Source organism: Streptomyces azureus, assembly GCF_001270025.1.
Taxonomy (GTDB): Bacteria; Actinomycetota; Actinomycetes; order Streptomycetales; family Streptomycetaceae; genus Streptomyces; species Streptomyces azureus.
Genome location: NZ_DF968329.1, coordinates 1 through 5,616, shown reverse-complemented (window position 1 = coordinate 5,616; position 5,616 = coordinate 1). Strand labels below are relative to the sequence as shown.

Here is a 5,616-nt window from a genome sequence, read left to right as displayed (position 1 = left end):
GAACCGAACCCACTCAGGAGCCCCACCACCAAGACGGTCACCGCGACCAGCACTCCCGCACGCCGCCCCACCTTCCCTACCTCGACGCGTTGCATGTCATCTACATGCCATTTCGCTGCATTCGTGTCCTTTTCGCTGAGCCTTCGGAAGCTGACATCCGAGGTGTCGAGGGGCCAGCGACACGATCGCCTCGATCGCGCCGCCACGTCAGCGGCAGCGGGCTTCGCCGGCTACAGCGCGGTGAAGGTCCACAGCAGGTTGGCGCTGTTGCCGTAGGTCCACTGCTTGGTGATAGAGCCCGAGGCGACGTTGCCGCCGCCGTCGAGAACCAGGCCGGTGGTGCGGTTGGCGATCGAATAACGGTCGCCGCCCCGGTGGGTGATGGTCCACTGCTGGTTGGGGCCGCCGTTCCAGGCGGCCTGCCTGGCGGGGGAGCCGTCGGCGGTGGCGCCCCAGCCGTCGGCGGCCATGCCGTTCGTGCGGTTGACCAGCCTGTGGTGGCCGTCTCCGACAGCCTCCGCATGCCACTGAAGGTTCGAACTGCCGTTCCAGGCCCACTGCTTGAGGCCGGAGCCGGAGGCGACGTTGCCGCCACTGTCCAGGGCGAGGCCGTTGGTGGCGTTGGTGATCCGGAAATGCGTCGCCGGGTTGAACTGGACCTTCAGTGAGGTGATCTGGTCGTTGTTGCCGGTGGCCCTGAGGTCGAAATTGTCGGCGGTGAAGGTCCAGGAGGTACCGGTGAAGTTGTCTCCGGAGTAGCCGATCACCTGGTAGCCGGGGGCCGGCCGGAGGGAGGAAAGAGTGCGTGGGCCCGGTCCGGCAGCGGACAGGTCGGCCGCGGTGTAGTCGCCGACGGTGAGGACAGCGGAGCCGCCGGTGTAGTTGACGTCCGTGAAGGCGACGGCGCCGGCGAGCGGCCGCAGGCCGGGGATCGTGCCGGAAAAGCTGAGCTTCAGGACGTAGGCGTTGGCGCCGTACGGCGCGGAGGACGGCAGGGTGACCGTGAGGCCGGAGGCGTTCTGGGCCGGTGCGGGCAGGTCGATGTAGGTGCCGGCGGTGGTACCGAGGAGCTTCACCGAGGTCAGCGAGGAGAGGTTGATCCGGTCTGAGCTGAGGGTCTTGATCGTCAGCGAGCTGTCGGGCCAGCCCAGGACGGTCGCGTACAGGACGTTGTTGGCCTTGTTGCGGGTGAAGCGGATGTCCTGCGCGGTACCGGCGTGCGGGGTGGTGAACGAACCGCCGCCCATCTCCGTCGGGCCTTCGCCGTACGCCGTCCAGGCGCGGGTCGCGTACACCGACTCGCCGAAGCGCTTGAGGTGGTCTCCGATACCGAGCAGGATGTCCTTCTGCGCCTGGGGGATGGTGCCGTCGGCCATCGGTGCGATGTTCAGCAGGACGTTGCCGTTCTTGGTGACCCGGTCGATGAACGAGTGCAGCATCTGCTTTGTGGTGTAGTAGCCGATGCCCTGGATGTAGCACCAGCTGCTGCTGGAGATGCTGTCGTCGGTCAGCCAGTACGGGGTGGTGAGATCGGCCGGGCCGCCGCGTTCGTAGTCGAAGACCTCGCCCTTGCCGTTCATGCCGTCCTTGTACGTGGCGACGACCTCGCGGCCCCAGCCGTCGGCCTGGTTGTAGAAGTACGCCAGGAAGTTCAGGCGCTGTTGCTCGTCGACGGCGTCCAGATTGAAATCCTGCCACAGGATGTCGGGCTGGGCGCGGTCGACGACCTCCTTGAGCTTGCCGAACCAGAGTTGGTTCTCCGCGTCCGAACCCAGTTGCCCGTAAAGCTTCTTGAGGCTTCTGTCCGCCTGCGCGGGGACGAATTCGTAGAAGCCGGTGAAGTTGTACGCGTGGTGCATGGCCACCAGCAGCTTCAGGCCCTTGGCGCGGATGGCCGTGGAGAACAGCCGCAGCAGGTCAAGACGAGGGCCCTTGTTCACCGAGTTCCACTCGTTGACCTGGCTGTCCCACATGGAGAAGCCGTCATGGTGCTCGGCGACCGGGCCGGCGAACCTGGCGCCGGCGTCGACGAAGAGCTGCACCCACTCGTCCGGGTCGAACTTCCCGCCGGCCGACTTCAGCTTCGGGGCGAACTTCACGGTGTTGTCCGCCAGGTCCTTCGCTCCGTTGATGAAGTTGTGGTACGGCCACGCTGAGGGCTGACCATAGGTCGCGATGTGGTGCTTGTTGGGCGAGCTCCCGGCCTGGTACATGCCGCGTGGGTACCACTCGTTGTCGAAGGCGGGGACGCTGAAGGCGCCCCAGTGGAAGTAGATCCCGAACTTCGCGTCCTGGAACCACTCCGGAGCCGGCGGGTGCTGGTCGACCGAGTGCCAGTCGGGCGTGTACGTGCTGGGTGCCGCTTCGGTGACACCGGCACTGAACACATCTCCGGCAATGGCCGCCGCGGCCACGCCAGTGGCTGAGGCCACGAACTGGCGTCTGTTGATCGAGCTCGACATGGACACATCCCTGATGCGGAAGGGCAGGGGAATGCAGGGCCACGCATGAAGGTCGGTCATGTCGCCATGGGATGTCAACCAGTGTGCAGGGATGAAAGTGTCCGTGACTTAGGGCGAGTTGACTGTTTTTCTATTGTTCTAGGGTGTATTTCTATCCGGCAAACATGGCATGTCTTGCACTGTCCCACTGGGTACTCTGCGTGGTCTGCACAGAGTGCTGGACAGCCCACGCCCGTGGAATCGCGTGACAGGGCGTGATCGGCGCGATCGGCGCCGACGTGAACGAGTCGGCGATGCTCGCCCGCTTCCCGCGCGAGACCGTCGCCGACGCGGTGATGCCGGCCGGGCGCTACACGCTCCTGGACCAGTCGGCGCCGGACGACCTCCTGCCTGCCGAGGGCATGAAGGACGACTGCCAGGACGCCCCGTCGGCTCCGGTCGCCCGCGCTCGGGCGATCTCCGAGGTCCGTGCGAGGCGCGGGACCACCGTGCCCGCCGCCGCGATCGCCTTCCCGCGCAGGCATCCCAGTATCATCGACGTCACCCTCGGCATGCGGACCCCGGAACAGGTCGGACGAAACGTGGAACTCCATGATCAGCAAGTCCCGGACGGCCTCTGGGACGATCTCCGCGCTCAGGGGCTGATCAGGTCGGACGTGCTCACGGGGCACGGTGGGGGGAGGGACGAGCGGTGTCTCTGACGGACAAGGCGATCGAGCAGCTCCGTGAGCTGATCCGGACCGGTGCCCTGCCGCCGGGCTCGAAGCTCCCACCGGAGCCGGACCTGGCCGTTCAGCTGGGCCTGTCCCGCAACCTCGCCCGGGAAGCGGTCAAGGCGCTGGCCGTCGCACGGGTCCTGGAGGTCCGGCGGGGCGACGGTACGTATGTGACCAGCCTCCAGCCGAGCCTGCTGCTGGAGGGTCTCGGCGGCGCGGTGGAACTGCTGCAGGGCGACTCGGTCGCCCTGCAGGACCTCATGGAGGTACGGCGGCTTCTCGAGCCGATGGCCACGGCGCTGGCCGCCACTCGGATCTCCGACGCCCAACTGGCCGAAGTGAAGCGGCACCTGGACGCGATGCGCGAGGCCCGCGACGACGTCGAACAGCTCAACGCCCACGACGCCGCCTTCCACCGCGCCGTCGTTTCGGCCACGGGCAACGAGAGCCTCCTCACCCTCCTGGAAGGGATCTCCGGCCGCACCCTGCGCGCCCGCATCTGGCGCGGTCTGGTCGACGACAAGGCCGCGGGCCGCACGCTCGCCGAGCACGAGGCGATCTTCAACGCGCTGTCCACCCGTGACGCCGCCCTCAGCCAGGCCGCCGCGCTGCTCCATGTGAGCAACACCGAGCAGTGGCTGAGGGAACACCTGCGCGCCGGCGACACCCACCCCTTCGGGACGACAGCGCGGAACTGACTGACGGACGCTGTCCGCCACGGTGCCCTGCAACGCCGCCCACCCGGCGCCGGGCTCCGGGCCTCCGCCGCCGCCCACACCGCGGGCTCGACGCGCTCGAGACGACGGCGGTCGCGTCAGCGCACCAGGCGTACTTCGCGCAGCCGGATGGTGGTTGCGGAGCCAACCGCTTCGAACCGGATCTCGGCGGTCCCGGCATGAGGGTCTGGGGCCAGTGGGAGTACCTGGGAGATTTCCGTGCCCTCGGGATGCGACAAGGGCGTAAGGGTGCCCAGCGCATGGCCGTCGACCAGTACACGGGTCGATCCGGCACTTGCGTCCGAGAGGTGGGTACTCGGAGACCGGTGGCGGTGCCGTCCGGGTCGGTCAGGCGGTAGGGCCACCATCCCGTGGCGGCCCGCCATGTCAGCCCGTCGGTGCGGCCGGACCATGCGTCCTGTCCCTCGAACAGGTGGTCGCTTTCGGGTTGTTCTCGCCGGCGGCAACGGCGTCGAGGACGTCGCGGTGCTCGCGCAACGGGCGGAGCAGGGACCGGTCGAGGAAGCGTCGTGCCAGGGCGGCGTAGCGGTCCGTGCCGGTGATGTCGGCGAGGTCCGCCTGAGCCTCGCACATACCCCCCGAACTTCGTGCGGAGCATGGCTTCATGGGTGTCGTCGTCCATCCCCGCCGCCTGGTCCCACCAGTCGGCCAGCCGCCGCACGGCGGTCAGGGCCAGGTCCGAACCGGCGTGCCGGTGGGCGTCCAGCAGGCCGGCGAAGAGCTTGTGCAGGTTGTACCACGGCACCCAGGCACCACCGAGCTCGAACGAGCCCCGCTCCGCCTGGCCCGCGGCCACACGCCGCCACAGTCGTACGCCGCCGGGAATGCCCCCGACGTAGCCGGTGCCCAGGGCGTCCTGACACTCGACGACGCCCTCAACCAGACGTTCGACCATGGCTTTCGGCCTGGGGCCGTCCGTCACCGCGCTCATGAGAGCGGCACCCGACAGTGTGTGCCCGAGGGTGTGGCCGTCGAGCCCCGAGTTCTCCCGGTTGCCGTAGGACTCGGCGACCGGCGGCAGACCGGCCTCGCGCCGCAAGGGTGCGAGGAGCCGGTCGGTGTCGAGGGACAGCAGGTAGCCGAGAGCGGTGGCCTGCGCGTCCAGGAACGGGCCGGGGAGAAGGTGTACCACGCTGCGGGGGAGTGCCTCGAAAGCGGTGGAGCACTTCCGCGGTCCACCGGATGCCGCCACATGATCCAAGTACATGGGATGTATTAGCGGGTATCGGCGGGGATCCTACCCATAGGAGGGACGGCGAATCCCTGAAAGGGCAGGAGTTGAGGTTCGTCCCCGTGTCGCCGAGAGTGCATCATGGGATGATTACCTCGGGTAGCTATTGACGAGGACATGCCGCATGCCTACTGTCCTTCGACGGACGACACCTTCAGTGCTGTCTCCGGCTACCGCTCGATCGACCTGACCCTCGGCATCCGGCAACGCCGACCTGCACGGCTACAAGCTCACCGCACGAGACAGGCGTGCCCAGCAGACGTTCGCTGTCCGTCCGGCATCCACTTCAGCGCGGTCGGCCCGTCCTCGGGGCACGCTCCGCCGGACGGGCAGCCGCCCCCGGCAGAGGAGAGACAGATGAAGGGCATGCTCAGGGCGTGCAGGGTCCCATGGTGGGGAGGTGGGCGGCGTGCGGGAGTGCTGGTCGCGGTGACCGTCTTGGTGGTGGGGCTCCTGAGTGGGTTCGGTTC

5 protein-coding genes and 1 pseudogene are annotated in these 5,616 nt (G+C 67.9%); 2 read left to right on the top strand and 4 right to left on the bottom strand.

Going from position 1 to position 5,616, the window contains the following annotated elements:
* Window positions 1-230: 230 nt before the first annotated feature.
* On the bottom strand, window positions 231-2,462 hold the full coding sequence (locus tag AOQ53_RS24560) for an alpha-L-fucosidase (protein WP_059420489.1): 2,232 nt from the start codon (window positions 2,460-2,462) through the stop codon (window positions 231-233).
* Between the two features lie 254 nt (window positions 2,463-2,716).
* Here AOQ53_RS24560 and AOQ53_RS24555 point away from each other — a divergent pair, with 254 nt between their 5' ends.
* Entirely contained in the window at window positions 2,717-3,163 is a 447-nt protein-coding gene (locus tag AOQ53_RS24555) for an aldo-keto reductase family protein (protein WP_059420487.1), read from the top strand.
* The gene (locus AOQ53_RS24550) at window positions 3,154-3,876 is read left to right on the top strand and encodes a FadR/GntR family transcriptional regulator (RefSeq protein ID WP_059420485.1); all 723 of its coding nucleotides are present in this window, start codon (window positions 3,154-3,156) and stop codon (window positions 3,874-3,876) included. Before AOQ53_RS24555 ends, AOQ53_RS24550 begins: the two co-directional genes overlap by 10 nt.
* Here the strand turns inward: AOQ53_RS24550 and AOQ53_RS48140 are convergent.
* The 3 genes and pseudogenes from AOQ53_RS48140 to AOQ53_RS48135 all read right to left on the bottom strand — a co-directional run.
* Window positions 3,770-4,327 (bottom strand): hypothetical protein, encoded by a 558-nt coding sequence (locus tag AOQ53_RS48140; protein WP_408055180.1) that lies wholly within the window; start codon window positions 4,325-4,327, stop codon window positions 3,770-3,772. The two genes, AOQ53_RS24550 and AOQ53_RS48140, sit on opposite strands and share 107 nt — an antisense overlap.
* Window positions 4,282-4,521 carry a beta-L-arabinofuranosidase domain-containing protein gene (locus AOQ53_RS47455; protein ID WP_269085469.1) on the bottom strand — a complete coding sequence of 80 codons (240 nt, stop codon included), beginning with the start codon at window positions 4,519-4,521 and terminating at the stop codon, window positions 4,282-4,284. The genes AOQ53_RS48140 and AOQ53_RS47455 overlap by 46 nt, the downstream gene beginning before the upstream one ends.
* Before the next feature lie 19 nt (window positions 4,522-4,540).
* Window positions 4,541-5,122 (bottom strand): annotated as a pseudogene (locus AOQ53_RS48135) (beta-L-arabinofuranosidase domain-containing protein); the annotation flags it as partial.
* Window positions 5,123-5,616 lie beyond the last annotated feature (494 nt).

Bases quoted from the DNA above. Each gene is read 5' to 3' on its own strand.
- AOQ53_RS24560 (WP_059420489.1), bottom strand. From the start codon at position 2,462: ATGTCGAGCTCGATCAACAGACGCCAGTTCGTGGCCTCAGCCACTGGC.
- AOQ53_RS47455 (WP_269085469.1), bottom strand. From the start codon at position 4,521: ATGAAGCCATGCTCCGCACGAAGTTCGGGGGGTATGTGCGAGGCTCAG.